This is a genomic window from Pseudoflavonifractor sp. 60, assembly GCF_009911645.1.
GTDB lineage: Bacteria > Bacillota > Clostridia > Oscillospirales > Oscillospiraceae > Lawsonibacter.
Window position 1 is genome coordinate 1 of record NZ_QWKI01000342.1, and the last position, 1,540, is coordinate 1,540.

Consider the following 1,540-nt stretch of genomic DNA (forward strand, 5'->3'; position numbering starts at 1 on the left):
AAAAAAGAAGTGTAAGGAGAATGGAAGCTATGAAGAAAAACATCGTGTCCCTCCTGCTGGCCCTGGTGATGTGCCTGTGCCTGCTGCCTGTGGGGGCCGCCGCCGCAGAGGCCGAACTCCCCGACTGGTATTTTCTCTTCGCTATCTTCAAGAATGTGGACGCTGATGTCAAAGATGGAAACGGCAAGATCCAGCACGTAACCTACGCCATGCCCCAGGAGGAGGTCGACCTGCTTCGGGACCTGGCCGCCGAGTTTGAGGAGTACATGAATTCCTTTGGGATTATGCGGGCCCATGTTGAGGTGGCGGAGATCGACACGGCTGTTACGGAATTGTACAGCGAAAACAAGGAGCAGGGGTCTTACATCCTTGCGGAGCAGGCAGCTCCCTTTCTGGAAAGCAAGATAGACCTGGACCGGTATGACCATGTGACCTGTTTCCACGATTTGACCGTTTGGACGAGCTACGCTGGAATAACCTCTGCCCCATTTGAAAATGGTACTGGCATCTCAAGTATCAATCACCAGAACTGGGAGCATTTTCAGGAAAGCTATGACAAGCTGACTGAACAGAATGATTGGCACATTCAGCTGTATGTTCACGAATTTCTGCATTTTGGGGAGCATCTGAACAGAAAATGGGACGAAGAATTTGTTCTGCACCGCGATGGTAAAACCCATTATGTCAGAACGGATGACTGGAAAACTTACTATACCGATGCGCTCCTGAACCGGCTTCAAGATCTTGATGTGTTTCCAGAGGGAGGAACAGGTGTCCACCCTGCCGTTTGGAAGTATCCGCCCCACGTGCTGCGGACCATGACGGAGTTGAACATACCCGCCGGCGCTACCAGCATTGGACATGATGCGTTCCTTAATTATGCTAACCTGACCAGTGTAACCATCCCATCCAGCGTTACTTACCTTGATATAAGCGCATTCCATGGGTGTACTGGCCTGACCAGCGTGAGCCTCCCGGCCAGCGTTACCACAATCGCGGATTGGGCCTTTGCAAACTGCTCTGCGTTGACCGGGATATCCATTCCTTCCGGCGTTACCAGCATCGGGCGCTCGGCCTTCCAGGATTGTGTGGGTTTGACTAACGTAATCCTTTCTTCCGGTGTTACCAGCATCGGAGACTGGGCGTTTGGATGCTATGAAACCCGCAGCGCATTGGAACGGGTGTCCATCCCGGCCAGCGTTGCCAGTATTGGGTATGCCGCCTTTTACAACAACAGTTTGACGGATGTCTACTACGGCGGCACGGAGGCTCAGTGGAAGGCAATCCAGATGGGCGAATTCAACGAGGAGCTGATCCGCGCCAACATCCACTACAACCACCTGCTGGCGGATGTGAAGACCGACGACTGGTTTGCCAAGGGCGTCACCTGGGCGGTAGAGAATGGCATCACCGCCGGGACGGGCGCGGGCAAATTCTCCCCCAACTCCACCTGCGCCCAGGCCCAGATTTTGACCTTCCTCTGGCGGGCCTATGGTTCCCCGGAGCCCTCCGGCAAGGTGAGCGGCAGCGAGTACTACGC

At 54.4% G+C, this 1,540-nt stretch carries 1 protein-coding gene; it reads left to right on the forward strand.

The genetic code is table 11. The features are described 5' to 3' along the window. Window positions 1-29 precede the first annotated feature (29 nt). The coding region (locus D1646_RS22295) for a leucine-rich repeat protein (protein WP_160638515.1) at window positions 30-1,540 on the forward strand (1,511 nt) is incomplete at its 3' end.